At 63.3% G+C, this 23,766-nt stretch carries 27 protein-coding genes and 1 other RNA gene; 18 read left to right on the top strand and 10 right to left on the bottom strand.

What is annotated here, in order from left to right; genetic code table 11:
• Positions 1–277, bottom strand: a transfer-messenger RNA (tmRNA) gene (gene ssrA / locus VGO12_RS21150); the annotation flags it as partial.
• 201 nt (positions 278–478) lie between these two features.
• Here ssrA and VGO12_RS21145 point away from each other — a divergent pair.
• From VGO12_RS21145 to VGO12_RS21095, 11 genes are all read left to right on the top strand, one after another.
• A complete protein-coding gene (locus VGO12_RS21145; RefSeq protein WP_327514721.1) occupies positions 479–787 on the top strand; it encodes a DUF2853 family protein in 309 nt (102 codons plus the stop codon).
• 160 nt (positions 788–947) lie between these two features.
• Positions 948–1,742: a thymidylate synthase gene (locus VGO12_RS21140; RefSeq protein WP_327514720.1), complete on the top strand. Its 795-nt coding sequence runs from the start codon at positions 948–950 to the stop codon at positions 1,740–1,742.
• Between the two features lie 170 nt (positions 1,743–1,912).
• Positions 1,913–2,518, top strand: a complete 606-nt coding sequence (locus VGO12_RS21135; protein WP_327514719.1) for a glutathione S-transferase — start codon at positions 1,913–1,915, stop codon at positions 2,516–2,518.
• Between the two features lie 40 nt (positions 2,519–2,558).
• A complete protein-coding gene (locus VGO12_RS21130) occupies positions 2,559–3,095 on the top strand; it encodes a dihydrofolate reductase (RefSeq protein WP_327514718.1) in 537 nt (178 codons plus the stop codon).
• A gap of 156 nt (positions 3,096–3,251) precedes the next feature.
• Positions 3,252–4,370 carry an FtsH protease activity modulator HflK gene (hflK, locus tag VGO12_RS21125; protein ID WP_327514717.1) on the top strand — a complete coding sequence of 373 codons (1,119 nt, stop codon included), beginning with the start codon at positions 3,252–3,254 and terminating at the stop codon, positions 4,368–4,370.
• Positions 4,367–5,287 (top strand): protease modulator HflC, encoded by a 921-nt coding sequence (locus tag VGO12_RS21120; protein WP_327514716.1) that lies wholly within the window; start codon positions 4,367–4,369, stop codon positions 5,285–5,287. Before hflK ends, VGO12_RS21120 begins: the two co-directional genes overlap by 4 nt.
• 7 nt (positions 5,288–5,294) lie before the next feature.
• Complete coding sequence (locus VGO12_RS21115; RefSeq protein WP_077960550.1) at positions 5,295–5,480, top strand: DUF2065 domain-containing protein; 186 nt, start codon at positions 5,295–5,297, stop codon at positions 5,478–5,480.
• Positions 5,481–5,486: 6 nt separating this feature from the next.
• Complete coding sequence (locus VGO12_RS21110) at positions 5,487–5,873, top strand: ACT domain-containing protein (RefSeq protein ID WP_327514715.1); 387 nt, start codon at positions 5,487–5,489, stop codon at positions 5,871–5,873.
• A 312-nt stretch (positions 5,874–6,185) separates the two neighbouring features.
• Positions 6,186–7,796: a DegQ family serine endoprotease gene (locus VGO12_RS21105; RefSeq protein WP_414650754.1), complete on the top strand. Its 1,611-nt coding sequence runs from the start codon at positions 6,186–6,188 to the stop codon at positions 7,794–7,796.
• 430 nt (positions 7,797–8,226) lie between these two features.
• On the top strand, positions 8,227–9,012 hold the full coding sequence (locus tag VGO12_RS21100) for an RDD family protein (RefSeq protein WP_327514713.1): 786 nt from the start codon (positions 8,227–8,229) through the stop codon (positions 9,010–9,012).
• Positions 9,013–9,226: 214 nt separating this feature from the next.
• On the top strand, positions 9,227–10,132 hold the full coding sequence (locus VGO12_RS21095; RefSeq protein WP_327514712.1) for a LysR substrate-binding domain-containing protein: 906 nt from the start codon (positions 9,227–9,229) through the stop codon (positions 10,130–10,132).
• 35 nt (positions 10,133–10,167) lie between these two features.
• Here VGO12_RS21095 and VGO12_RS21090 read toward each other — a convergent pair whose 3' ends face one another.
• On the bottom strand, positions 10,168–10,743 hold the full coding sequence (locus VGO12_RS21090; protein ID WP_327514711.1) for a GNAT family N-acetyltransferase: 576 nt from the start codon (positions 10,741–10,743) through the stop codon (positions 10,168–10,170).
• Complete coding sequence (serB, locus tag VGO12_RS21085) at positions 10,740–11,627, bottom strand: phosphoserine phosphatase SerB (RefSeq protein ID WP_327514710.1); 888 nt, start codon at positions 11,625–11,627, stop codon at positions 10,740–10,742. The genes VGO12_RS21090 and serB overlap by 4 nt, the downstream gene beginning before the upstream one ends.
• On the opposite strand from serB, the gene miaA reads away from it, so the two are divergent.
• Positions 11,626–12,537: a tRNA (adenosine(37)-N6)-dimethylallyltransferase MiaA gene (gene miaA, locus VGO12_RS21080; RefSeq protein WP_327514709.1), complete on the top strand. Its 912-nt coding sequence runs from the start codon at positions 11,626–11,628 to the stop codon at positions 12,535–12,537. The genes serB and miaA overlap by 2 nt on opposite strands.
• 37 nt (positions 12,538–12,574) lie before the next feature.
• On the opposite strand, the gene VGO12_RS21075 is transcribed toward miaA, so the two are convergent.
• The 4 genes from VGO12_RS21075 to VGO12_RS21060 form a co-directional block, all read right to left on the bottom strand.
• Positions 12,575–13,246: a hypothetical protein gene (locus tag VGO12_RS21075; protein ID WP_327514708.1), complete on the bottom strand. Its 672-nt coding sequence runs from the start codon at positions 13,244–13,246 to the stop codon at positions 12,575–12,577.
• An 83-nt stretch (positions 13,247–13,329) separates the two neighbouring features.
• Positions 13,330–15,378: an ATP-binding protein gene (locus tag VGO12_RS21070; protein WP_327514707.1), complete on the bottom strand. Its 2,049-nt coding sequence runs from the start codon at positions 15,376–15,378 to the stop codon at positions 13,330–13,332.
• 157 nt (positions 15,379–15,535) lie between these two features.
• Complete coding sequence (locus VGO12_RS21065; protein ID WP_327514706.1) at positions 15,536–16,057, bottom strand: ABZJ_00895 family protein; 522 nt, start codon at positions 16,055–16,057, stop codon at positions 15,536–15,538.
• A 66-nt stretch (positions 16,058–16,123) separates the two neighbouring features.
• Positions 16,124–16,711: an RBBP9/YdeN family alpha/beta hydrolase gene (locus tag VGO12_RS21060; protein WP_327514705.1), complete on the bottom strand. Its 588-nt coding sequence runs from the start codon at positions 16,709–16,711 to the stop codon at positions 16,124–16,126.
• A 107-nt stretch (positions 16,712–16,818) separates the two neighbouring features.
• Between VGO12_RS21060 and VGO12_RS21055 the strand changes: the two genes are divergently transcribed.
• On the top strand, positions 16,819–17,286 hold the full coding sequence (locus VGO12_RS21055) for an Lrp/AsnC family transcriptional regulator (protein WP_327514704.1): 468 nt from the start codon (positions 16,819–16,821) through the stop codon (positions 17,284–17,286).
• A 157-nt stretch (positions 17,287–17,443) separates the two neighbouring features.
• Complete coding sequence (gene cax, locus VGO12_RS21050) at positions 17,444–18,544, top strand: calcium/proton exchanger (protein WP_327514703.1); 1,101 nt, start codon at positions 17,444–17,446, stop codon at positions 18,542–18,544.
• A gap of 12 nt (positions 18,545–18,556) precedes the next feature.
• Here cax and VGO12_RS21045 read toward each other — a convergent pair whose 3' ends face one another.
• A complete protein-coding gene (locus VGO12_RS21045) occupies positions 18,557–19,567 on the bottom strand; it encodes an NAD-dependent epimerase/dehydratase family protein (protein ID WP_327514702.1) in 1,011 nt (336 codons plus the stop codon).
• A gap of 24 nt (positions 19,568–19,591) precedes the next feature.
• Positions 19,592–20,203: an SAM-dependent methyltransferase gene (locus VGO12_RS21040; protein WP_327514701.1), complete on the bottom strand. Its 612-nt coding sequence runs from the start codon at positions 20,201–20,203 to the stop codon at positions 19,592–19,594.
• A gap of 116 nt (positions 20,204–20,319) precedes the next feature.
• On the opposite strand from VGO12_RS21040, the gene VGO12_RS21035 reads away from it, so the two are divergent.
• The 3 genes from VGO12_RS21035 (at position 20,320) to VGO12_RS21025 (ending at position 21,674) form a co-directional block, all read left to right on the top strand.
• On the top strand, positions 20,320–20,916 hold the full coding sequence (locus VGO12_RS21035) for a TetR/AcrR family transcriptional regulator (RefSeq protein WP_327514700.1): 597 nt from the start codon (positions 20,320–20,322) through the stop codon (positions 20,914–20,916).
• Positions 20,917–21,305: 389 nt separating this feature from the next.
• Positions 21,306–21,431 carry a hypothetical protein gene (locus tag VGO12_RS21030; protein ID WP_327514699.1) on the top strand — a complete coding sequence of 42 codons (126 nt, stop codon included), beginning with the start codon at positions 21,306–21,308 and terminating at the stop codon, positions 21,429–21,431.
• 21 nt (positions 21,432–21,452) lie between these two features.
• Entirely contained in the window at positions 21,453–21,674 is a 222-nt protein-coding gene (locus VGO12_RS21025) for a hypothetical protein (RefSeq protein WP_327514698.1), read from the top strand.
• 46 nt (positions 21,675–21,720) lie between these two features.
• On the opposite strand, the gene VGO12_RS21020 is transcribed toward VGO12_RS21025, so the two are convergent.
• Positions 21,721–23,094: an MATE family efflux transporter gene (locus VGO12_RS21020; RefSeq protein ID WP_327514697.1), complete on the bottom strand. Its 1,374-nt coding sequence runs from the start codon at positions 23,092–23,094 to the stop codon at positions 21,721–21,723.
• Positions 23,095–23,650: 556 nt separating this feature from the next.
• Here VGO12_RS21020 and VGO12_RS32245 point away from each other — a divergent pair.
• Positions 23,651–23,766: thiamine pyrophosphate-binding protein (locus VGO12_RS32245; protein WP_414650755.1), on the top strand; the 116-nt coding region annotated here is incomplete at its 3' end.

Here is a 23,766-nt window from a genome sequence, read left to right as displayed (position 1 = left end):
CGATTAAGCAGCGAGACGTGCTTCAGCATAGTTGTCGTTTGCAACTATAAGTTTAGCCCGATAACGGTGGTACAATGCCGAGCAAAAAGTCGATCTTTACGCCCTTGTCGATCCTATTTCGCCCCCATCAAAAGCCGATCGGCAAGGATCGGTTTTTGGTGGAGGCGCCGGGTACCGCCCCCGGGTCCAATGGGTTTATTTCATCGCCCGTTTATTGCCATAGCCGCCCGAAGACGGCACCGTTCATATAGGTCTTTCCGGCGTCCAAGAAAAGGGGGATGTGTCGGATATATGACTTTGTCCCGCCCGCGTTGCCCATCTGGCCCGAACCGGCTCGAACTGGCCGAATCCCGGCTGGCTTGAACCGACCTGGGCAGAACTGGCTTGACTTGACCGGCAGCCATGAAAAACTCCCGCTGCTGCCCGCGGCCGGCAGGACCGGTCGTCTTCTTGAAAGCAAAAGCAACCTGGAGGCCTCATGACGGACTACCTCGCAGATGTGCAGAAATACGACAGCGGCGCCGACGAAGCCGTTGTGAACAAGATCGTGCGCCATCTCGGCATCGCCCTTCGCAACAAGGATTCGTCGCTGGTATCGGCAACCGACCCGAAGGAGCTCGAGCGCGTCAAGGAGAAGTGGTGCGAAAAGAAGCTCGGCATCGGCGGCGCGGACGCGGACAAGGCGATCGAGGCGACCGCCAAGGCGATGGCGGCTGACCGGTCGAAGTCGCGCGTGACCTTCTATTATCTCGTCGCGAAGAACCTCGGGAAACTGCAGGCGCTCTAACGCCGCACCGGGAAGGGGCGGGCCGGGCGAAAATGCAACAGGACCGTTCGTTTTCCCGCGCCCTGGTCCAATTCCCGATGGATAATCGCCAGGAGGTCATTGGTTCGCCGCCGGCTTCGCCCTAAATTTGGGGACAACGACGAATCGGCGGCGCCAGACCATGCAGCAATATCTCGACCTTCTCGACCATGTGATGAAAAACGGAACCGACCGGGGCGACCGGACGGGCACGGGCACGCGTTCGGTCTTCGGCCACCAGATGCGCTTCGATCTGTCTGAGGGCTTCCCCGTGCTGACGACCAAGAAGCTGCATCTGCGCTCGATCATCCATGAGCTGCTCTGGTTCCTGAAGGGTGACACCAACATCGCCTATCTCAAGGACAACGGCGTCACGATCTGGGACGAATGGGCCGACGAGAACGGCGATCTCGGTCCCGTCTATGGCTACCAGTGGCGCTCCTGGCCGGCGCCGGACGGGCGGCATATCGACCAGATCCAGGGCCTCGTCGAAGGCCTGAAAGTCAATCCAAATTCGCGTCGGCATATCGTTTCGGCCTGGAACCCGGCACTGGTGGACGAAATGGCGCTGCCGCCCTGCCACTGCCTGTTCCAGTTCTACGTCGCCGACGGCCGGCTTTCCTGCCAGCTCTACCAGCGCTCGGCCGACATCTTCCTCGGCGTGCCCTTCAACATCGCCTCCTATGCGCTCCTGACGATGATGGTGGCGCAGGTGACAGGGCTGAAACTCGGCGATTTCGTGCACACGCTCGGCGACGCCCACATCTACCACAACCATTTCGACCAGGCGCGGCTGCAGCTCACCCGCACGCCGAAAGCGCTGCCGCAGATGGAAATCAATCCTGAGGTGAAAGACCTGTTTTCTTTCCGCTTCGAAGACTTTACGCTCGTCGGCTACGAAGCCGATTCAACGATCAGGGCGCCAATCGCGGTCTGACCTGTCGGGTATTGCGGCGGGCCGGCCCGCATCCCTGAGTTTCGCTTGCTCCACCTGCGCCGCGCCCGGCTCTCTGGCCGATGCGGCGAGTGTTTCCGTCGCCGGAGCCGCCTGGGCCGGTGTCTGACGAAGGGGCGGCCCGGCGAGGGTGCCGTCCAAGGGAGGTATGGATGCTCACACTCGTTCATGCGCCGTTGTCGCGATCGTCGCGCATCGTCTGGCTGCTTGAGGAACTGGGGGCCGAGTACGAGATCCGCTACGTGTCGATCCGCCGCTGGGATGGCTCCGGCGAGCCCGACGACAGCAATCCGCATCCGCACAAGCAGGTGCCGGCACTCATCCACAACGGGGCGGTGATCTGGGAATCGGCCGCCGTCGTTCAGTATCTCACCGACCTTTATCCCGATTGCAGCCTCGGTCGCCCGCCCGGTCACAAGGAGCGGGGTGCCTATCTCTCGTGGCTTGCCTATTATGCCGGCGTGATCGAGCCGACGGCGCTCGCCCATATCTCCGGCGCCACCATCAACAATCCGGCGCAGGCGCGGCTCTATAGCGAAATGTGCGCGCATGTGATCGAGGTGCTCACCCGCCGGACCTATCTGCTCGGCGAAACCATGAGTGCCGCCGACCTGCTTCTGGCAAGCGCGCTGCAATGGATGCGCAAGATCCTGCCCGAGAGCGTGGTGGTCGACCGCTATATCCGAGTGGTGACCGACCGGGCTGCCTACGACCGCGCAAGGGAAATCGACAGCAAGCCCCAGGGCTTCCATGATTAAAAGGCGTCCTGTTCGAGGGTGTCCATGATTGAAGGGTTCCATGACTGACAAGAAGAGCACCGATCCCAAGATTTCGATCGTCGTTGCGGTCGCTGCCAACGGCGTCATCGGCCGTGACGGTGATCTGCCCTGGCGACTTTCGACCGATCTCAAGCGTTTCAAGGCGCTGACGATCGGCAAGCCCGTGGTCATGGGCCGCAAGACCTGGGCCTCGCTCGGGCGGCCGCTGCCCGGCCGCGCCAATATCGTCATTACGCGCAATGCCGATTTCGCAGCCGATGGCGCAACCATCGTGCCCTCGCTCGACGCGGCGATCGCAGTGGCGAACCGCGAGGCCGCTGCCGCGGGCGTCGACGAGATCTGCATCATCGGTGGCGGCGAGATCTATCGCCAGGCGATCGGCGTGACCGATATCCTGCATGTGACCGAGGTGCAGGCGGAGGTGGATGGCGATACGCGCTTTCCCGATATCGATCCCGCAATCTTCGAGAAGGTGTTTGAAGAGGACCTGCCGCAGGGCGAAAAGGACAGTCACGCGATGCATTTCGTCACCTACAGGCGACGTGCGACAGCCTGACGCGGCGGATCGTCAACTATTTTGAACCATTTACGGTGAACTCGGGCGTATCGCGTTGAAAGCGGTTGAGGGGATACCTATAACGGTTTCACATCATGAACGACCGTGCGGTGGCGCGGCCGTTTTGCGTGGGAAGTATTCAACAGAGAGGTTTTGATGCCCTGGAGCAATCAGAATGGCGGCGGCGGCCCTTGGGGCGGCGGCGGCGGTGGCAATCAGGGGGGACCTTGGGGCCAGGGGCCGAACCGGCCGCGCGGCGGCGGTGGCAAGGGTGGTCCGCCGGATCTCGAAGAGATCATTCGCCGTGGACAGGACCAGCTCAAGAACGTCGTTCCCGGCGGCTTTAACGGCGGCGTCTTCGCCATCGTCGGGCTGCTGATCGTCGGCTTTGTCCTCATCAACTCGATCTACACCGTCCAGCCGGACGAGCGTGGTGTCGAAATGCGCTTCGGCAAGCCGAAGGACGAAATTTCGATGCCCGGCCTGCATTATCACTTCTGGCCGTTCGAAACCGTCGAATTCGTCAAGATCACCGAGCAGCAGCAGAACATTGGCGGCCGTTCGAGCGGTCAGGCCAATTCCGGCCTGATGCTGACCGGCGACCAGAACATCGTCAACGTCCAGTTCTCGGTTCTCTATTCGGTCACCGACCCGAAGGCCTATCTCTTCAACGTCGAGAACCCGTCCGACACGCTGCAGCAGGTCGCCGAAAGCGCGATGCGTGAAGTCGTCGGCCGTCGTCCGGCGCAGGACATCTTCCGTGACAACCGTCAGGCGATCGCTGCCGACGTGAAGAGCACGATCCAGGCGACCATGGACACCTACGGCACCGGCGTCTCCGTCAACACGGTCGCGATCGAGGACGCAGCACCGCCGCGCGAAGTGGCCGATGCGTTCGACGAAGTGCAGCGTGCCGAGCAGGACGAAGACCGCTTCGTCGAGGAAGCCAACCAGTACGCCAACCAGGTGCTGGGTAAGGCCCGTGGTCAGGGCGCGCAGATCCGCGAAGAGGCAGCCGCCTACAAGGACCGCGTCGTCAAGGAAGCACAGGGTGAGGCGCAGCGCTTCGTCTCCGTCTATGACGAGTATTCCAAGGCGCCCGAGGTCACCCGCAAGCGGCTCTACCTCGAAACGATGCAGGGAGTTCTCGGCAAGTCGAAGAAGGTCATCCTCGACGAGAAGAACGGCCAGGGCGTCCTGCCCTACCTGCCGCTCAATGAAATCGGCCGTCCGACCTCGTCGGGTGCCGCAGCAGTGTCGGGAGCAGCCCAGTGATCAACAACCGTACCTCCGTTATCCTGATCCTGCTCGCCGTCGTCTTCGTCGGCATCTATTCCTCGGTCTTCGTCGTCAACGAGCGCCAGCAGGCGATCGTCGTGCGCTTCGGTCAGATCAAGGACGTCAAGAGCCAGCCGGGCCTCTACTTCAAGCTGCCCTTCGCCTTCATGGACGCCGACCGCGTCCAGTATGTCGAAGACCAGGCCCTGCGCTTCGACCTCGACAACATCCGCGTCCAGGTCTCGGGCGGCAAGTTCTACGAAGTCGACGCCTTCGTCGTCTACAAGATCTCCGATCCCCGTCGCTTCCGCGAAACGGTTTCGGGCGATCGCGACGCTGCGGAATCGCGCCTGAGGACCCGTCTCGACGCATCGCTGCGTCGCGTCTACGGTCTTCGCGGCTTCGAGGCGGCGCTCTCGGACGAGCGTGCGTCGATGATGCGTGAAGTGCGCGCCGACCTCAAGAACGACGCCGAGTCGCTCGGCCTCAACATCGAGGACGTCCGTATCCGCCGCACCGACCTGACGCAGGAAGTGTCGCAACAGACCTACGACCGCATGAAGGCCGAGCGTCTGGCGGAAGCTGAACTGATCCGCGCCCGCGGTAACGAAGAAGGCCAGCGCCGCCGCGCGATTGCCGACCGCCAGGTCGTCGAGATCGTCGCCGACGCCCAGCGTGATTCGGAAATCCTGCGCGGTGAAGGCGAAGCCGAACGCACGAAGACCTTTGCCGACGCCTTTGCGCGCGATCCGAAGTTCTTCGAGTTCTATCGCTCGATGACGGCCTACACCCAGTCGATCGGTAGCCCGGACACGACGCTGGTGCTTTCGCCGCATTCGGAATTCTTCCGTTACTTCAACAACTCGGAAGGCACCGCGCCGGCCGCAGCGCCGCAAGCGGCGACCGGAAACTAGGCGGGCGATGTCAGACTTTCTGACAGGATTCGCTTTCTTCCTGATCATCGAGGGGCTGGTGTACGCACTGGCCCCTTTGGTTTTGGTGGAAATGGCGAAGCGTTTGCCGTATGTCCCCGAGCATCAGCTTCGACTGGCGGGGCTCGTTTCAGTGGCTGCCGGGGTCGGACTTGTATGGTTGCTTCGAGGATAATGCGAAATGCCACGTAAATTGCTGATCCGCCTGGTCGATGCCGAATACGCCATCACCCGTCTCAACATTGGCTCCAGCATACCGGAATGGTTGCCGGGGCCGGGTTTCTGGACCGTTTCCAGCTCGCGCGAGGAAATGACGCTCGTCTGCCGCGCGGCCCGCGTTCCTTCCAGCATTCAGAGCTCGCTCGGCTGGCGCTGCTTCCGCATCGAGCAGCACTTTGCCTTCGACGTGCCGGGCGTGCTTGCGTCCGTGCTCCAGCCGCTTTCGGACGCCGGCGTCGGCATCTTCGCCAATTCGACCTTCAGCACCGATTACATCTTCGTTGCCGGCTCCGACCTCGACAAGGCGGTGCGCGCATTGAAAGAACACGGCCACGAGCTGACGACCTGACAGGTCGCGTCCTCCTCGACGAATGCAGCGCTTGCGACCTTTCTCGGACGTCCCGTGAAAGGATCAGGAAATCGTGTTTGGACGCTTCCGAATTCCGCCGTATCTTCAAGGGAAGATCGCGCGCCAGGTGATCTTGAGGATTGCGACGGCGCGCCCTTCGCGCAGGTGCTGTTACCGGTTCCGGTCGGTGCGAATTTGTGCGAGGAAACGAAGTGGTACAGTGCCTTGCGTCTTATCAGACGCGCAAACGTCGCTGTAACACCATGAATTTCTGCGTGTTTCTTCCTTTGATCGATTGCGGTTAAAGGAAGCATGCAGAAGGGCGCGTCAGCGCCTGAAGCAGGAGAGGTGGCGGCCAGACGCGGTTGCCGGCTGAACAGCCAGAGGAGCTTAAGCGAATTGTCCACGCGAACGAAATCCCGAGCTCACTCGCTTGGCGCCACCCTGAGCGTTCTGACGCTTGCAGGCGCGCTCGCCGTCAGCAGCACGGCGCTTGCCCAGAACACCGCCATCCGTCCGCCGACCAACGGTCCGGCTTCGGTTGCCGATCTTGCCGCCGGTCTGCTTGATGCCGTCGTCAACATCGCGACATCGCAGAAGGTCAAGAACGACGACGATGCGCCGGCGCCGCAAGTGCCGGAGGGCTCACCCTATCAGCGCTACTTCGATGAATTCTTCAAGGGCAAGGGCGGCCAGAGCGACAATCGCCAGCGTACGGTCGAATCGCTCGGCTCTGGCTTCGTCATCGACCCCTCGGGCTTCATCGTCACCAACAATCACGTGATCGAGGGCGCCGACGACATCGAAATCAACTTCGCCAATGGCAGCAAGCTGAAGGCCACACTTGTCGGCAAGGACACCAAGACCGACCTCGCGGTCCTGAAGGTGGAGCCGAAGGCGCCGCTGAAGGCGGTTCCTTTCGGTGATTCCCGCAAGATGCGCATCGGCGACTGGGTGATGGCGATCGGCAACCCCTTCGGTCTCGGCGGCTCGGTCTCGGTCGGCATCATCTCGGCGCGCGGCCGCAACATCAATGCCGGCCCCTATGACAACTTCATCCAGACGGACGCGGCGATCAACCGCGGCAATTCCGGCGGGCCGCTGTTCAACATGGCCGGCGAAGTGATCGGCATCAACACGGCGATCATCTCGCCGTCGGGCGGCTCGATCGGTATCGGCTTCTCGGTGCCGACGGAGCTTGCCGCCAATGTCGTGCTGCAGTTGAAGGACTTCGGCGAGACCCGGCGCGGCTGGCTCGGCGTTCGCGTCCAGCCGGTGACCGACGATATCGCCGAGAGCCTGAAGATGGCCTCGCCGCGCGGTGCGCTCGTCTCCGGCATCATCGAGGGTGGGCCGATTGCAAATGGCGAAATCAAGTCCGGTGACGTCATCGTCAAGTTTGACGGCCGCGAAGTCAGCGAAATGCGCGACCTGCAGCGCGTCGTGGCCGAAACGGCCGTGGGCAAGGCGGTCGACGTCGTCGTCTTCCGCGATGGCAAGGAGCAGACGGTGAAGGTGACGCTCGGACGCCTGGAAGACGGGGCGCTTGCCAGCGCATCGGCAACCGCGACCGGCGAAGACGGTTCGAAGGCGGACAAACCCGAGGCCGCGCCGCTGCCGGCGACCGATGTCGTGCTCGGCATGAAGCTTGCGATGCTGAACGAGGAGGCCCGCAAGAAGTACGGCATTGCCGAAGACATCGACGGCGTGGTGATCACCGAGGTCGTGCCGAACTCGGTGGCGGCCGAACGGCGCGTGGAGCCCGGCGACGTCATCGTCGAGGTCAGCCAGGAGGCGATGGATACGCCCAGCGACGTCACCGACCGGATCGAGGAACTGAAGTCCAGCGGCCGGCGCAACGCGCAGCTGTTGCTCTCCAACAAGACCGGCGAACTGCGCTTCGTCAGTGTCAGGGTGGAGTAGGCGTCGCAGCCTGCTGGATCGCGGCGTGACCTCGGCTTGATCAGCCTTTTCAAAAGGATCGCCTGACTTTCTGAAAGAACGAGTCCGGTTCTTCAGATCCTGATTCAGGTGGGCGGTGTCCGGGCGGGTGGCGCTTCGAGCGTTCATGGGGCGGGCCGGGGCGCCTCCGGTTGCCCGCCGGTCCCTTCCTCCTGCAAGCGGTGGCCCTGCAAGCGGTGGCGTTGACGGAGCACTTCCCGGCCATCTCAACCACGCCCACGCATTTTTCGACGTCCGCGCAGTGCGGAACGCATTGCGGCTGGGCGAACCGCGCCTCGGACCTTTCGCCATCAAGCGGGCATTCGCGTGCTGCCAAGAGGGCGGGCGTTGATTCCCTGCAGAGTTGTTTTACAGTTGCTGCATGTGTCTTGTGGTCGTCGTCGAGGGGTAAATGGCTGACAGCGTTGCGGTCGAGAGTGTCATGTTACGGGCGGGCTTCTGGCGGCGAGCCGTCGCATTTCTTATCGACGCCCTGATTATCGCCCTGCCGATGCAGGTTTTGGTCATCGTTCTGTTCGCGCTGACCGACGGAAGCGTGCAGTCGCGCTTTGGCATTTACGGCACGGTGTGTAACGAATTGCCCAGCCTTCCGATCGTGCCAACCATGGCGCCACCCCCCGATTACAACAGCATCGTCGACTGCCGGGTTACGCTGGCTGGCTTCGACATGGCGAGAACCCTGACGGTGAGCAGGGTCACATTGGAGGGCGGAGTAACGACCCGGATTTCGCATGTCTACTATCTGGGGGCGGACGGGAAGCAACGCGACGTATGGTCAATCGATCTCTTGGCCTACCTGGTGTTCTTCGCCTACTTGGTCGTGCTCGAAAGCCGCCACGGCGCAACGCTCGGCAAACGGCTGCTTTCGATCCGCACGACGCGCAGTGACGATGCCCTGGCGCCCGGCATATCCGTCCGCTCCGCCTTGCTGCGTTACGGTGTGATGTTCGCAGCGCTGGTCCCGGGCATCCTGGTGACGTTCGGATACAGCCTTGCGGTCGGGTATGGGGGTGGAGACCCGTATGCCCTGCTCAGCCATCCCGCCTTCGTCGGCGGCAATATTGTCGCGGGCCTCATCTTTTTCGGGTGGTTCGCGTGGATTATCGTCTCTGTCGTTCGAAAGCGCGACCCTGTCTACGATCGCGCCGCCGGGACGTCGGTTTGGAAACGGCCTTGAGATCCGCAGCCTAGCGTTCCTCGAACGCTGCCATCCGCCGGGGTGTGCTGGCCCCGCTGCCTCCCCGGCTGGAAGGTTGCCAGCCGCAGGGCTTCGAACAGGATTTCGATGATCACAAGCATGGTCGCACCTCCTTTCTAACCTTCATTTCACCGCACTTGCCGGGATCCCTCAAACGAGTTTACAGTCAGCTTCGGATAACTTGAGGTTATGCATGAAGCGCGGAAGGCTGCCCCTGACGGCGTTGCGGAGTTTCGAGGCGGCCGGGCGGCTGGAGAGTTTTACGCTGGCCGCAGCCGAACTCTTCGTCTCTCAAGCGGCGATCAGCCGGCAGGTTCGCGAACTCGAGGAGCTGATTGGGCGGCCGCTGTTTGAACGGCACCACCGCAGTGTGCGGCTGAATGCCGATGGTCGGGCACTGCTTTCCACGCTGACGTCCGCCTTCGACATGGTCAGCGATGGCCTCGACGCGCTTTCTGGGCGACGGCTGGCGCAGACGCTGAAGGTCAGCGCCGAGCCTTCCTTTGCCGGTTGCTGGCTCGTGCCGCATCTCAAGGAGTTTCAGCAGGAACATCCGGAGATCGACCTGGTGATCGATGCCGATCCGCGGCTTGCCGAATTTCGCGGAGGCGAGGCCGACATCGCCATCCGCCACAGCCTGACCTCGGAACGCTGGCCGCGGGTCGAGGCGCGACCACTGGCGCGCGTGCAGATGATCCCGGTGATCGCACCGGCGCTGGCCACGGCCGGCCAGCCCCTCGACCGTCCCGAAGACCTGTTGCAGCATGCGCTTCTGCATGAGGACAACCGCGCGCTCTGGGAGCAATGGTTCGCGGCCGCCGGCGTCGCTCCGGTCAAGCTGGAGCGCGGCGCCATCTTTGCCGATGGCGCGATGGTGCTGCAGGCGACGCTCCGCGGCAATGGCGTCGGCCTCATCGACCGTGACCATGCGCTCGACGATCTCGCCGCCGGAAGGCTGATCCGGCCCTTCGACGTTTCGGTGCCCTATGGGGCGTTCTTTCTCGTCACACGGCGTTTCGAGGCGTTGTCGGAGGCAGCCCGGGCCTTTGTCGACTGGGTCGAGCGAAGCTATCCGGGGGCGGGGCGGCAGGTTCGCTAACGCCGGCGCCTGAGGGGCCGTCCCCCTGGGATGGCCTATTTCTCGGCCTTCGGATGCTGCGCCCGCCATTCTTCAGCGCGGATGGCGTAAAGCACGTGGCGCACCAGCGCCGGATGGTCGACTGGCACGCGCGGGTGGTCGAAATCGCGGCTCGGGTCGCGGCGCATGCCGATCCGTTGCATCACGGCAGTCGAGCGGGTGTTGGCGCCAACGGCAAAGGAGACGATCTCGCTCAAGCCTTTCTCTTCGAAGCCGTAGCGCAGCAGCTCGGAAGCTGCCTCGGTGACATAGCCCTTGCCCCAAAAGGGGGTTGAAAGCCGCCAGCCGATTTCGACCGTGCCTTTGGGAAAATGCGGTTCCAGATCGGTGAGCGCAAGGCCGCAAAAGCCGATCGGGCGGTCATTGCCCTTCAGCGCGATCGCGAAGAAGCCAAGTCCGGTTTCGGCGATGCCGCGGCCGACACGATCAAACAGCGCGTCCGCCTCCGGGCGGCTGCGGCGGAACGGAAAGAACTCCATCACCTTGGGATCACTGTTGATCTCAAAGAAGAGATCGCGGTCGCTTTCCTTCCAGGCGCGGATGCTCAGCCGCTCGCTCTTGCAGATGATCATCCGACGAAGTCCGTCTTGCGATAGCCCTGCAGGTAGAGCAGAGCCGTGAGGTCGCCATGGTCGATGCGGACGTTCGCCTGTTCGGCGACGACGGGCTTGGCATGAAGCGCCACGCCGGTGCCGGCAAGCTCGATCATGCCGAGATCGTTGGCGCCGTCGCCGACGGCAAGGGCCTCGTCGGTGGAAATGCCGAGGCGGCCGGCGATATCGAGCAGTGCGTCGACCTTGGCCTGCTTGCCGAGAATGGGCGAGGCGACTTCGCCGGTCAGAATGCCATCCTGGGAAAGCAGCGTGTTGGCGCGGTTCTCCTGAAAGCCGAGCATCTCGGCAATCGGGCCGGTAAAGACGGTGAAGCCGCCGGAGACGAGTGCCGTGTAATGGCCCTTGCTCTTCATGGTGGCGATCAGTTGCTTGCCGCCGGGGGTCAAGGTGATGCGCTTGGCGATCACCTCGTCGACGACGCTGAGCGGCAGGCCTTTCAAAAGCGCGACGCGCTCGGTGAGCGCCGGCTCGAAGGCGATCTCGCCGTTCATGGCGCGAGCGGTGATGTCGGCCACCTTGTCTTTGAGGCCGACTTCGGCGGCGAGTTCGTCGATGCATTCCTGGCCGATCATGGTCGAGTCCATATCGGCGATCAGCAGCTTCTTGCGGCGGCTTTCGGCGTCCTGCACCGCGACGTCGATCGCAGCCTTTCCGATCACTGCGCGCAGCAGCGCTTCGGCCGCGTCCGGGTCGGTGCCGTCGGCAAGTGCCAAATCGCAGGCGACGCCGTCTGCGAGCCAGTAGAGGCCGGATGCCTTGACGGCGTCTGCGGCAGCTTCCGCAAGATGAAGCGTCAGAACAGGATTTGACGGATTGGCGATAAGCGTGGCAACGAGAGCCATGGACAACAACCTTGATACCGAGAGCGACGCGATCCTGATAACCGGGCCGACCGCCAGCGGCAAGTCCGCGCTTGCCGTCGAACTGGCGCGTCGCCACAGCGGCGTGGTCGTCAATGCCGACAGCATGCAGGTCTATGACACGCTGCGGCTTTTGACGGCGCGGCCTGATGAGGCCGACATGGGCGGCATCGAGCACTGTCTTTACGGCCATGTACCGGCGTCGGCGGCCTATTCCACCGGTGCCTGGGCGCGCGAAGCGCAGTCACTGGTTGCCCGGTTGAAGAAAGAAGGGTGCCTGCCGGTTTTCGTCGGCGGCACAGGTCTTTATTTCAAGGCGCTGACCGGCGGTCTCTCTGATATGCCCGATATTCCAGCGGCGATCCGCGACGGACTGCGCGAACGGCTGAAGGCGGAAGGGCCGGAAGACCTGTACCACGCGCTTGAGGTCAAGGACCCGGAGACGGCTGCAACGCTGAAGCCAGGTGACGGCCAGCGGATCGTCAGGGCGCTCGAAGTGGTCGAGGTGACCGGCAAGCCGATCCGCTTCTTCCAGAAGCAGACGGGGCCGATGATCGTCGATCCGGCCAGGGCGCGGATGTACGTGGTGTTGCCGGAACGCAAGGTCCTGCACGATCGCATCAACCGCCGTTTCGAGACGATGCTGTCAGGCGGGGCGATCGAGGAGGTCAGGGCGCTGCTTTCGCTTAACCTGTCGCCGGAAATGCCCGTCATGAAGGCAATCGGCGTCAGCCAGATCGCGGCGATGCTCAAAGGCGAGATCGATGCGCCCGAGGTGATCGAAACGGCATCGGCCGCCACACGGCAATATGCCAAGCGCCAGATGACCTGGTTCCGCAACCAGCTCGATGAGAGCTGGCAGCGGATCGCGAGTGCCGCTGACGTGCTGTGAAAGCTGCTCCGTTGGTGTGATGGCACGCAGGCCCAGCTCAACTCGGGGCGCTGTCCACACTCTCCCACACTTTGACAAAGGCAAGGGCTGCTTCTCGAGAATGCGTGCAGTACGCCCGATATTGTTGGTAGTTCTGAAGACCGCTGCGCATTCTTTCGAGCGAGCTGGCAATATCCGATCCTGCGGGCACCTTGCGCAGATCGTGGTTCCACTGGAGATAGTTCGCCACCGATTTCTGAAGTTTGTGAATGCCGTCCCAGTCGCCCTGAAACAGACGATCGAATTCGGCGTAATCGGGATTGCTGAGAATGGTGTTTAGAGAATCGACGTCACTGAAATAGACGTCCAGCGCGCTGATGGGATGTAGCGGCGTCGCGGTGTTCTTGGCCATCGCATCCAGGCGGCCCTCGATCATCCCGATGAGCCTGGGCATGCGCTTGCAAAGTGCAATCTTTGCCTGGGCTTCCGTACGCAGCACTTCGCGATGCTGGGCATTGGCCTCATCGATCTGGCGCGCCAGGTAGATTACCGAAACGAAGGCCGCCAGGACGGCGAGCCAGCCACTGGAGGCGGCGACCCACTCACGACCACAATGCTCGTTCGGGTCGCTCGAGCAGAACGCATCCCTGCCGAAAAAGAAGGGGAGCGAGGCGCCGACGATTACCACGAATCCAGCCAGCCATCCGTAGCGATCCCAGAACTCACGCATCAACCGCCTCCCCAGGTGTCGGACGCGATTGTAAAGCAATGCCTAATGCAATCAATGCCGCGGTGGCTCGAATGCCGCTGGCCTCAGGGCTTGCGGATGATGCTGCCGAGTGGGCGCTTCAACAGGCTTTCACGCAACGAGCCTTCGCGCGGCCGATCACCGGGCGTGGCCGCTGGCGCCTGCCCGGAAGACGGCGAGGCGCCGTAGCGGGGTGCTGGCTGCTCGGGCGCGGGCTTCTCGCTCAAAAGCTGTTGGCGGATCTGGTTGAAGCGTTCGAGTTCCGGGTTGGCAGGCGGTGCTGTTCGCGGCAGCATGTCCGGGCGGTAGGGCTCGATGTCGGGTTCTGGTTCGCTGAAGCCCTGCTGCGGCGCTTCTTGCGCAGCCGGCCCTAGCTCCGCTTCCCAGCGCTGCGCCTCGCTGACGGTCTGGGCTGCCATGAAGCTTTGCTGGAAGCCGGAAATATCCGGTCCGTTGATCGCGCGCATCCGGCTGACGATGGAGCGCAAATCGACCGTTGGCGGGTGGTCTTCGTCGATCCGGTCGGTGATCCCGTGGGCGCGGGGGAGGCGTTCTTCGGCAATGCGGGAAAAGCGCATGCGCATCGGTACGGCGACCGCTTCGCCAAACGCGATCGCCTCGCCATTGCCGATCGAGGAAATGAAGCTGGTGGTCGAGGTCGACGAGTTCGGAATGGCCGAACGGATGATGTCCTGGTCGCGGTCGTTGGCAAGGCGCATGGCAAAGACGGTCGAGCACTGCGACAGGATCGTCGGGTCGAGTTCGCCGGGGCGCTGGGTGATGATGCCGAGCGAGACGCCGTATTTGCGGCCTTCCTTGGCGATGCGGGCAATCGCCTGGCGCGTCGGCAGGAAGCCGAGCGTCGGGTCGGACGGCACGTAGCGGTGCGCCTCTTCGCAGACGACGAGCATATGGATGCCGCCATTGCTCCAGAGCCCGATTTCAAACGCCATGCGGCAGAGCACCGAGGCGACGGAATTGACGACTTCGGAGGGGATGCCGGCCAGCTGGAAGGTCGCGATCGGCCGGCCGTCGCCGGGAATGCGGAACACCCGGGCGATCGTGTCCTGGATCGTGTCGGTGATCGTGTTCGACGAGAACATGAAATGGTAGCGCGGATCGTTGATCGCCGAGGTGATCTTGACCTTCAACGAGCGCAGATGCGGTTTGTCGTTGCGGCCCTCGAGCCTGCCGATACGCTCGTCGATCAGCGCCAGCAGATCGGCGATGCGGTAGGGCACAGGCGTGTCGGCGGTGATCGAGCTCTTTTCCGTCTGGCGGCGCATGACGCCGGAATCGCCGCCACCGCGAAAGGCCTTCTTCGCCTCGGGGATAATGTCGCGCAGCATGTCGAGTTCATCGGGCGGCGCGGGGCGGCCGCGGAAGATCACTTCGGCGAACTCTTCCAGCCGGAAGAACCAGAACGGCAGGTCCAGCGTGTCGGTGTCGATGACGACGGCAAGATCGGGGAAGGCGGCCGCAAATTCGTTGTGCGGGTCGAGGATCAGCACGCGCAGCTTCGGATCGGCTGATATCGCCTTGTTGAGGAGCAGCGTGACCGCGGTCGATTTGCCGACGCCGGTCGTGCCGACGATGGCGAAATGCTTGGCCAGCATCGAGGGCACATGGATCGTCGCGTCGAGGCTTTCGTCCTGGGTGAGCTTGCCGATGATGCAGCTGTCGCTGCGGCCGGAATCGTAGATGCGGGCAAGATCTGCCGCGCGGATGCGGTGGGCGATCGCGCCGAGATAGGGATACTGGCTGATGCCGGCGGAAAACTCCTCGCGCCCGTCCGGGCCCTTGTGGACCTCGCCCATCAGCTCGACTTCGATACGGAAGATGTTGTTTGCTTCCTCGCCCCATTCGCTGGAGGCGGTCTGCATGGAATAAACAAGCGCCACGACGCGGTTTCGGCCGACGGAAATGGAGATCAACCGGCCGACCGACCAGAGTTCGGTGAGCGACGTTTCGCCGTTCTCGGCAATCGCGGCGATGGTCGCGCGCGAGCCGTTGCAGGCAACCACCCGTCCAAGGAACCGGTTGCCAGGCTTCAGGCCGTCACGGCGATCCTGCTCTCCGGCGCGGATCGAGGAATGAAGTTCATTGTTCAGCAACGCGCAACCCCGGCAATACGGCCCCTTATCTTAGCCGGGGGGATTTAATAAGTGGTTTCACCGGTTTGCAGTTCGGAGATGCAAGCAAATTCAGTCGGCGCGTGCTCTGTCGCGCGTCATGCCACATCGTTCGACGACAGATGCAGGCCGTGGTCGTTCACTGCGGGAACATCCGAGCAGCCAACTTCTGCGCCGAGCGACCGTACTGCGACCGGATCAGGAAGTAGGAGGCCAAAAAGAACATGGCAACGCCGCATGCCACGACGATCCAGAACATGGCATCCGCAGACACGAGAAGCCAAACGGCTTGCTGGCGGTAGGCATAGTAGACAATCTGGAAATCCGGATCGCCGACAATGAACGCCATCACGCAGATCCAGCCGACGATGGCAAGAAGGGGGATCGCATTGATGGCAACCGCCAGAGCCAGGGAAACGCGCGCGAGTTTCGCCTTCTCGTCCTTCGTCGGGCAGCGACGGTGGTGCTGTACGAACCGGTAGGCCGTGGCGGCAGCAGGGCAGATCACCTGCGCGAACCACAGTCCATATTGGGCGGCGCTCGGGATCGGGCCAAAGTTGTATTCGTAGGCGATCATTCCGACCAGGCAGACCACCATCACCGCAAAACAGTAAAGGGCAAAGTAGCGGTAGTAGGCCGTCAGCGACGCGGTTGGCTGCATGGTCGTTTCCGAGAGGGTTTGGTTCGGCGTTTTCTGGCATGTTTGGCGTGTGCCTTGCAAGGTGCGCTACCTTGCCGTTTGCCGGTCAGGCGCGCGGGCAACGTCGTCTGCGGTCGTGCGACTTGCCGCCTTTGCAAACGACCGGAACAGCGCCTGTCCCTGCGGCCAGTCGTCAAGTCCGCTCTTGCCGTTGATGTGGCCGAGCGCGCCTGCCTCGACGAGGTTGCTGCCCCATTGCGCCGCCCGAACCTGCGCATAACCGATGGTGGAGAAGGGGTCGTTGGAACTCGCGACGACAAGGGAGGGAAAACGGAAGCGTTCCGTCGGGACCCTGGCGAAGCCGAGAGCCTCGCCCGGGAAGGCCGTGGACGCAGGATCGGGTACCGCGACCAGAAAAGCGCCGGCGATCGGACGGGTGGAGACCGCGTGCCAATGGGCAACGAGCAGGCAGGCAAGACTGTGGGCGACGAGGAGCGGCGGTTCGTCGGCTGAGGCAATAGCGCCGTCGAGCGCCTGGACCCAGTCGGCAAGTTGCGGACGATTCCAATCGCTCGGTTGGAAACGGCGCATGCAAGGGTTCGCATGCTCCCATCGGGTTTGCCAGTGCGTCTCGCCGGATCCGCCGATGCCGGGCAGGGTGATGATGTCGCTCATGTCGTCCTCTCATCTGAACATGCGGGGAGACTGCCAGCTTCCCATGGCCGCCTGAATGCGCAATCATCGGAAAGCACAGCCATTTGCCGATGGATTAAAGGTGAAACATGGGATTTGACCGTTCTGCCCTCGACCCGACCGATATCGCGATCATCGAGGTGTTGCAGGAAGACGGGCGCATCGCGATTTCGGAGCTCGGTCGCCGCATCGGCCTGTCGCAACCGGCGACCTCGGAGCGGGTCAAGCGGCTGGAGGAGCGCGGCGTGATCTCGGGCTATGGCGCCCGCATCGATGCGGCGCGGCTCGGTCTCGGCATGATGGCGGTGATCCGCCTGAAGACGACGCACGAGCACATCCGCGCCTGCCTCAAGCAGTTCTCCGAAATGCCGCAGGTGATCGAGGTGCTGCGGCTGACGGGGGAAGACTGCTTTCTCCTCAAGGTGCTGGTACCGACGCCGGGCGAATTGGAAACGATCGTCGACACGATCGCCCGCTATGGCGCGGTGACGACGTCGCTGGTCTTGAGCGGCGAAGCGCCGAAGCCGATCGGGCGGGCGCTGATCCAGCAGATCTGAGGCCTGACCGAGGCGGCGAGCGCGGCTGCCGGGACTTGATCAAAATCAATGCGGATCGGCGTCGGCCGCGGGATAATCCAAGACAGGCTAGGCCCGCCGGCGCGAGCGATCGTCAGAGGTGATCCGTGCCGGAGTGCTCAAGGGGCGGGGGAAAGCCATGGGCGGTGCGATTGCCACTATCATCCGGACACCCATTCTCTGGTTGCTGATCTTCGTGCCCGTTGCGATCGTCGGCGAACACATCTTTCCGCAGGCGCACACCTTGCTCTTCCTGTTGTCGGTGGCCGCCATCGTGCCGCTGGCGGCGCTGTTGAGTCAGGCGACGGAGGCGGTGGCGGCGCGCACGGGCGATACGATCGGGGCGCTTCTCAATGCCACGCTCGGCAACCTGACCGAACTCGTCATCGCGCTGATGGCGCTTGCCGCGGGTCAATATCTGCTGGTCAAGGCCTCGATCGCCGGCGCGATCGTCACCAATACGTTGTTCATGCTCGGCGGTTCGTTCCTGTTTGGCGGGCTCAAGTTTCATCTGCAGGAGTTCAACCGGGTCAATGCCCGTTTCCAGGCGAGCCTCCTGTTCATGGCGACGGTCGCCGTGCTGGTGCCGTCGCTGATCGGGACTGCCGACGGCCTGCCGCAGACGGCCTTCACCCAGCAACTGAGCGCCGGTCTCTCCGTGGTGCTGATCGTCGCCTATGGGCTGTGGATGCTGTTTTCGCTCCGCACGCATCGCGAACTCTTCGTCTCAGCCGGCGCCGGGCATGGCGACGGTGAGGACGTGCGCTGGCCACTTTCGACCGGCATCATCGTGCTGCTCGTCGTCACGGTTCTGGTGGCGCTCGTCAGCGAAGTGTTCGTCGGCTCGGTGCAGGTGGCGGCCGAAGAGCTTGGCATGACGCCGGCCTTCGTCGGCTTCGTCGTCGTCGCGCTCGTGGGGGCTGCAGCCGAAATGGCGACGGCCTTCTCCGCCGCCCGCAAGGACAAGCTGGACCTCAGCGTCGGCATCGCGCTTGGAAGTGCGGTGCAGATCGCGCTTTTCGTCGCGCCGTTGCTGGTGCTGCTCAGCTATGTGCTCGGACCGCAGCCGATGGACCTGCAGTTCTGGCCGGGGGCGATCGTGATGATGCTGGTCGCGACCATGGCGGCGACGCTGCTCTCGAACGCCGGCCGCTCGGCCTGGTACATGGGCGTGCTGGCGCTCACCGTCTACATGATCTTTGCCATGACGCTGTTTCTGCTGCCGCCGCAGGTGCAATGAGACGGCTCCTGATCAGCGTCTTGCGCTGTCGATTAGGCTGTGGGCGCAATCGAGCACCGTCGTGCTCACCGGCCGCGGCGAAAAGCCGAGCACGCGCCGGGCCTTCTCCGAAGTCAGCGCGAACTTGCGACCGAGAAGCGGCGCCAGCGGCTTCAGGTCGGGGCTGAGCGGCGCGAGCAGCCGCACCAGCGCCGTCGGTAGTCGCCGCTTCGGCACCTTGCGGCCATCGGCGCCGAGGCCTGCGCGCAGCGTGGCGGCGATATCCTCCATCCACTGGAAGTCGCCGGCGGCGATGAAGCGTTCGCCGGCGGCTTCTGGTGCCGTCATCGCGGTCACATGCAGGTCGGCGAGGTCGCGCACGTCGACCACCCAGAAGCCTAGGCGCGGCACGAAGCGGGGGCGGCCGGCGACGAGGTCGCTGATGATCTTCACGGAGCCGAGATTCTCGCTCGATAGCACCGGGCCGAAGACCGCGCCGGGAAGCACGGTCGCAAACTCCGTCGCCTTGCCTTCCATGAATGTCCAGGCCGCGCGCTCGGCAAGGATCTTGGAAACCCGGTAGTTGTCGAACTGCGGGTCATCCGGATCGGCCCATCGCGTTTCGTCGCTGACGAGGCCGGATGCGAGCGGCGGTCGGGCGGCTGCGGCGGCCGAGGTCATGACCACGCGCCGGACGCCGGCATCGACTGCCGCGGAAAGCACCCGCAGCGTGCCTTCGCGGGCGGGAAGGACATAGGCATCGCGGCCGCTGCCCTTGGGTGTGCCAAGCGGTGACGCGACATGGAGCACGTAAGTGCAGCCGTCCATCGCTTCGGCCCAGCCGTCATCACGCATCAGATCGGCCTTTGCGAAGGACAGCCGGTCGGTGGCACCGGTGACAGGGGCGATCGAGCGCCTGACGGCTTCGGCCTTTTCAAGGTAGCGCAGGGTCGCGCGGACATTGAAGCCGCGCTCAAGCAGGGAGACGATGCACCAGCGGGCAACGAAGCCGGTGCCGCCGGTGACCAGGACGGTCTCGTTCATCGGATGTGGTCTTCCTTCGTTTCGTCAGCCGCGCAGCATGCCGGCAAGGCCAAAGGGTTGGCGCCGGCTGATCCGGTAGACGGAGGCGGGCGGGAAATTCCTGATTGTTCCGCCGACCCGCCTTGCGCGCAGGCCGAGCCGGTCGAGCAGCGGCCGCGGGATCGGGCAGCGCGGGCCATAGGTGAACTGGTAGAGATGGCCGCCCGGCCGCATGTGGAGAAAAATGCCGAGGAGAATTGCGACAACCTTGCGCGGCGGCATGGAAAGCAACGGCAGGCCGCTGACGGCAGCACCGATGCCCGCCGAAATCTCGGGCCGGCCATCGGCGAGCCGTGCCGCATCGATCGACAGCAGCGTTGCGGCCGGAAAGCGCGCTTGAAGCACCTTGGCGAATTCGAGGCCGCATTCGACCAGGATCAGATCCTGCTCGCGTACGCCGCGCTCGATCAGCGCGCGGGTGAAGACACCGGTACCGGGGCCAAGTTCGAGCACCGGGCCGTCAGCCGGCGAGACCTCCCGTGTGATCAATCGTGCCAGCGAACGGCTGGATGGCGTGACCGAGGCGACGCGCAACGGATCGGAAAGCCAGGAACGGAAGAAACTGAGGCCGTCGCTATAGGCACAAATGCTGGTCAATGGGGGCTCCATGAAGGCAATGAAGGCCGCCTCGCCAGATGCGTTGCGGCTGAATGTCTACATCCGTATACTTCCGATTCACGAGAATGTCTACAGGTGTATACTAAGGAGGGGCCATGTCTGCTGAAAAGGGACCTGCCGCAAGAGACACGCGGCGGCGCGACGCAAACGCCACGCGCGCCGCAATACTGGAATCGGCGCGGGCCGCCTTCATCGCCTCGGGCTATGAGGGTGCGGGCGTGCGCGAAATCGCCGAAGGGGCAGGGGTCACGGCGATGCTGATCAACCGCTATTTCGGATCGAAGGAGGGATTGTTTGCCGAGGTGCTGTCGACCGCCAACCAGCGGCCGATCATCGCCACGCCGGAAACGCTTGTCGCGCCCGACAGGGCGGCTCGCATCAGCAAGGCGCTCCTGAAGGTGACCGAGCCGGAAGCAACCGCGCTCGACGGCTTCCTCATCATGCTCCGGTCGATCTCCAACGAGCGTGCCGTGGAGATTGCGCGGGCGGTCGTGGAAAGCCATCACCAGAAAAACGTGACGCAGGCCCTTTCAGGACCGGACGCGGCCCAGCGCGCGGCGCTTTTGATGTCGCTCGTCGCCGGCGTGCAGATCATGCGTCAGGTGGTTGGCTTGGAAGCCCTGAGCAGGGATCACGACGAGGGCCTGGAGCGGCTGCTCGGCGATCTCGTTGCCAGGCTTGTCGATGAATAGCGGTGCCTCCGTGCGCTCCGACAGGGATCGCGGGCCTCTCACGGAGGCAGACTTGAGGGCGGTCTATTTCGGGGCGTTCATATCGAACACGACCCAGCGGAAGAAGAGGTAAATCGCGCCAAAACTGAGGAGGAGGGGTGTGAGCACGGAGAGGTCAAGCATATCATTGCCTTTGTTCTTGGAGCTGCTTCATGCAGCCAAGCTAATCTTCCACGGCAAGTGTTAATGCGCCGTGCATGAGACAGCGCGGACCTCTAAAATCTTTGTGGCCTCCATGCTGCTTGACCTCAAGATTGCTTGAGGTCCTAGAACCCTTCCATGGTGACCCGTCCGGGTCTCATTTTCCCGGTGCTCAATCCGGCCCGGGAGCCAACCGACATGGAGGACGCATGACCGATCAGTTGCTGTTTCGAAACCAGATGAGGATCACACCCGGCCATCTCGACGATTTTCGCGACGCGGTGGCGCGCGCGATCGGCTTCGTCGAAAAACACGCGCCGCAGCTGATGGTGTAGAGCTTCATCGACGAGCAGGCGATGCAGGCGGTCAGTTTTCAGCTCTACCGCAACTCTGACGACGTGGTCCGCCACTGGCAGATGTCGGAGACGCACATCAACGACGTGTCCGTCCACTGCACGGTGGAGCGGCTGGAGGTTTACGGCAATCCGAGCGACGCGGTGGCTGCGGGGATCGCGCCCTTCATCGCTGACGGGCGCGGCTTCATCATGCCGCCGCTTGTCGGCTTCTCGCGGTTTTAGCCGGGCAGGGACGGACGCGCCGGCGAGCCGGCGCGTCGCAGACTGGTCAGCCTGGCTGTCTTGCGGCAGCCCGCTGCCGGGAGGCCTGCCACACCACCAGCATCGCCACCACGAGCAGCAGCGCCTCGGCAGTCGGCATGGCGAACCAGATGCCCGGTTCTGCGAAGTTGGACGCGTAAACTGCGACAAGCGGCATGGTGAACAGGTAGGGCTTGGACAGCCCCAGGATCGCAGCCCGGCCGGCATCGCCGATCGCCTGGAAATAGCTGCCGAGCATGATCAGCGGGCCGGAGACGAGATACATCGCGACCATGACCGGCATGATCCGTGCAACATCGCCAACGACCGCATCATCGCTGACGAAGACGGATGCGATCGGTCCGGCGAAGCCGGCGAGCATCACTTCGACGAGGCCGCAATAGGCAAGCGCCACGATGAGGCCGAGCCGCAGCATCCTGTCGGCCCGGTCCTTCGATCCAGCGCCGATATTGTTGCCGACGATCGCCTGCATCGCCTGGCTCAGGCCCAGAAGCGGCAAGAGCGCGAAGGTCATCAGCCGGGTGATGATGCCATAGGCGGCGATGGTCGTCTGATAGCTTTCGCTCGCCGTTGCCCGCAGCGCTGCCATGATCGTGATGGAGACGAGCGCCATGCCGAGGAAGCCGAGGCTCTGCGGACTGCCGAGCGCGATCATCCGTCTCCATCCCGTAAAAGGGTTGTGCTGAAGCAGGGCCGAGAGGCGAAGCTCGGTGCCTCCATAAAGGCGGAAAAGGACGATGAGGCCGAGCGCCAGCGCCTGCGCCATCACGGTCGCGACCGCGGAGCCCGCCACGCCCCATCCGAGAAGGGCGATCAGCCCATAGTTGAGCGCGAGGTTTGCAAGCGAAACCAGCAGGCTCATGCTCGCCATCAGGCCCACACGGCCCTCGCAGCGCAGGGCGTCGGATTGCACCGCCAGCAGGAACTGGACGGGCGAGCAGACGATGAGGATGGCAATGTAGCCGTAAGCCATCTCAGCGAGAGGCCCGGGACCGTTGGCGAGTGTGAGCACCAGCTGTTCGCCGAAGGCCATGAACAGCACGATCAGCAGGCCGGCGATCGCCAGCGACAGCATGTGGGCGCCGGCAAAGACGCCTCGCGCCTCGACAAAGCGCCGGGCGCCGAGGCGGCGGGCGAGGAGGCTCGCCATGCCGCCGACCACGAGCGTCGCAAGCGCCACGGTGAGGATGAAGATCGGAAAGACGCTGGTGACAGCGGCCACGGCATCAGTGCCGACATAAAGGCCGAGCATGATCGCGTCGACGACCGTCAGCAGGCCGTTAATGCTCATCACGAAGATGATCGGCAGCGCTGTTTTTACGAAAATCGCGCCAAGCGGCGCGGTCAAAAAGGCATTCTGCCTGGAGGTGTCCTTGGACATCCCGCACTCCTGTTCGTCGCATTTCGGTAGGGAAGAGGAGGGGCTCGCATTGCCTGCCACACGAAATGCGTTCGGGGCGAGAGGATATCGTCAGATGTCAGATTTCACCGGGACGACGTGGCGTCTGCGAGCGGCTGGGATCTGAAGCCCGGGCAAGCGAGTAGCGCCAAGCCGCGCGGCCGTCAAGCCTGATCCGCCGGGACATCGGCGGCTTTGCGCCCTCGCAAGGGCGCCGCCCGTCTCGTATCGACAGGTTCCGGATTGCCCGGATTTCGCGGCCCGCCCCGTCTCAAGGCGTCTCGGCCCGCGCAACAATGTTCCGCAGGGAGGTGCAATCGTGTAACTAAAAGCCGTTGACGCCCCGGGCATTTGTGGTTATCAACTCGGCCCATGAAAAATTTTGCGGTTATTCTTGTGGTGGGACGGCGCATGGGCAGGATGGTGTAACCATCCGGCGGTAGCCACCCATGCGCTGAACGAGGCTCCTGACGGGGCCTTTTTTTATGCCTTCAAACAAGCTAAGCACCCAACTGGGAAAAGGGACGGAAGCAAGTCAATGAGCGGTACAGAAAACCAGATGACAGGCGCGGAGATCGTTCTCCAGGCACTGAAGGACAATGGCGTCGAGCATATCTTCGGCTATCCCGGTGGCGCCGTGCTTCCGATCTACGA

The sequence above is a fragment of the Ensifer sp. genome, assembly GCF_035999135.1.
Lineage (GTDB): Bacteria > Pseudomonadota > Alphaproteobacteria > Rhizobiales > Rhizobiaceae > Ensifer.
Note: the sequence above shows the minus strand (reverse complement) of the source record. Positions and strands in the feature narration are given on the sequence as shown.